A 2,369-nucleotide genomic window follows, 5' to 3' on the forward strand; every position below is an offset into this window, starting at 1 on the left:
AGTGCGACAAGAAGTTAAAACATGAACTGCGGCAACGCTATCCCTTCCATTTGGGATAATCCTACTATGACATGCGAAACTGGTAACGGTTTGGTGTGAAGCTCATAGGACAATGTGGAGAAATTCAGAAATCTAATCTGAATCATCTGCTAGGATAAAGAATACTATGAAGAACGTAAAGTGAACCATTGTAAGAATCGTAACGATAAGCAAGCGAAAGTAGATTGATTAATCCACAAAGGGATTAATAACGCTTGAACCAAAAGGTACAGAATCCGACCATTATGGCTTAGTTTACATAATGGGAAATGGACAAATGATTCTCGGTTTATAGATGGCTTCTAAGGTATTCATAACTATTCATAATTTAGAACTTGGTAAGCCCTATATGTTCCCTTCGGGGTAGGAATTCCGCAAGGAATGACGATGATATAGAGGGTAGAGGAACGGAGTAGAAAGCGAATGACAAATGGTAATAATTTGTATAAGGGTTCAAAATTTGCCCTAACCCGAAAGGATGCAGACTTACTCTATGGTATCAAAACGTATGAATGAAGGTATAACTATGAATGTAAGTGATTCAACTACACCAAATAACGAAGCAGAAGCCTTTAGTGGTCATGCCGAATTAAATGGTGAGAAGCTTACGGATAGGTACAAATGGAATCTCATTAATTGGAAATCCATTGAATCACATATCAATAGAATACAAGTCAGGATTACGAAAGCAGTTATTAACGGAAATTGGAATTTAGTTAAAAGACTAAGTTATTTGCTAACACATTCTCACTATGCTAAACTGTTAGCTGTCAGAAAGGTAATTCAGAATAAGGGTAAAAGAACGGCAGGAATCGATGGAGAATTATGGTCAACACCTAAATCCAAGATGAATGCAGTACTTAGCTTATCTGATAAACATTATAAGGCAAGACCATTAAAGAGAGTATTTATAGAAAAGTATGGGTCTGATAAGAAACGACCATTAGGAATTCCAACCATGTATGACAGAGCCATGCAAGCATTATATGCATTAGCTCTTGACCCCATTGCAGAAGCAACAGCAGATGATAGGTCTTTTGGATTTAGAAAATTCAGAAGTACACAAGATGCTTGCAGTCAAATTTTCGCAACCATAAGTAAAAAGGCATCTGCTCAATGGATACTGGAAGGAGATATCAAAGGTTGTTTTGACAATATCAGCCATCAATGGCTAATAGACAATATCCCAATGGATAAATCAATTCTTAAACAATTCCTCAAAGCAGGATTTGTTTACGAAAATTCTCTATTTCCAACGAAAGCAGGAACTCCGCAAGGTGGTATTATATCGCCAATATTAGCTAACATGACCTTAGATGGAATTGAAAGCATGTTGATTGATAAATACCACCGAAGTACAAGAGGAAAAATCTGTGTTAAAACAGCCTCAAAATACAAAGTTAACTTTGTACGATATGCGGATGATTTCATTGTTACTGCTAAAACAAAGGAAATAGCAGAAGAAGCAAGAGGATTGATTAAGAATTTCCTCACGGATAAAGGTCTGGAACTATCGGATGAAAAAACCCTAATTACTCATGTCGATGATGGTTTTGACTTCTTAGGTTGGAATTTCAGAAAATACAAAGGAACACTTCTTATCAAACCGTCTAAGAAATCCATTCAGAAAGTAACTGAAAAAATCAGTAATGCTATCAAAGATGGAAAGACATTGACGCAAGAAGTTTTAATAGACACTCTCAACCCAATCATAACTGGATGGTCAAATTACCATCAAGGAGTGTCAGCCAAAGAAACATTCAACTTAATTGATTTTAAGATATGGAATATGCTTTGGAAATGGGCTAAGAGAAGACACCCCAAGAAATCAAGAACTTGGATTGCACATAAATATTGGCATACCAATGGAAAGAGGAATTGGGTATTTTCAACAAAGAAAAACCAACTTAAATTAATGATAGATAAAATGATAGTCAGACAATTTTGGCTATCCTTAGATAAAAACCCTTACACTGACACTGTATACTTTATTGAACGTAAATTCAATCAAGGTTCAAAAAAGCTATCAGGAAAGTTTAAGGCAGTATGGAAGAATCAAAAAGGCAAATGTCCGTTTTGTAATTTATTGATTGACATTAACAATGGTGGAGAGGAACGCCCTTTACATCATAAAAATGGAAACCATGACGATTACAGAACATCAAACTTAGCTTATGCACATGTACATTGTCATAGACAATATCATGCCAATAATCCAAAAATAACTGTTGCCCTAACGGGTTAAGAGATGCTTGAGCTGTATGAGTTCGAAAGTCTCACGTACAGTTCTTAGGCGAGAAAGAGGGAGTAATCCCTCTGACTTAGCCGAC

1 protein-coding gene is annotated in these 2,369 nt (G+C 36.1%); it reads left to right on the forward strand.

What is annotated here, in order from left to right:
* Nucleotides 1-547: 547 nt before the first annotated feature.
* The gene (gene ltrA / locus KDK67_RS13920; protein WP_420846953.1) at nucleotides 548-2,284 is read left to right on the forward strand and encodes a group II intron reverse transcriptase/maturase; all 1,737 of its coding nucleotides are present in this window, start codon (nucleotides 548-550) and stop codon (nucleotides 2,282-2,284) included.
* The last annotated feature ends 85 nt before the right edge of the window (nucleotides 2,285-2,369 follow it).

It is taken from the genome of Methanococcoides seepicolus, from assembly GCF_023684405.1.
In the GTDB taxonomy this organism is placed as follows: Archaea; Halobacteriota; Methanosarcinia; order Methanosarcinales; family Methanosarcinaceae; genus Methanococcoides; species Methanococcoides seepicolus.

Excerpts from the sequence above, each read along its gene's own strand:
- ltrA (WP_420846953.1), top strand. The coding sequence starts at position 548 with ATGAATGAAGGTATAACTATGAATGTAAGTGATTCAACTACACCAAAT.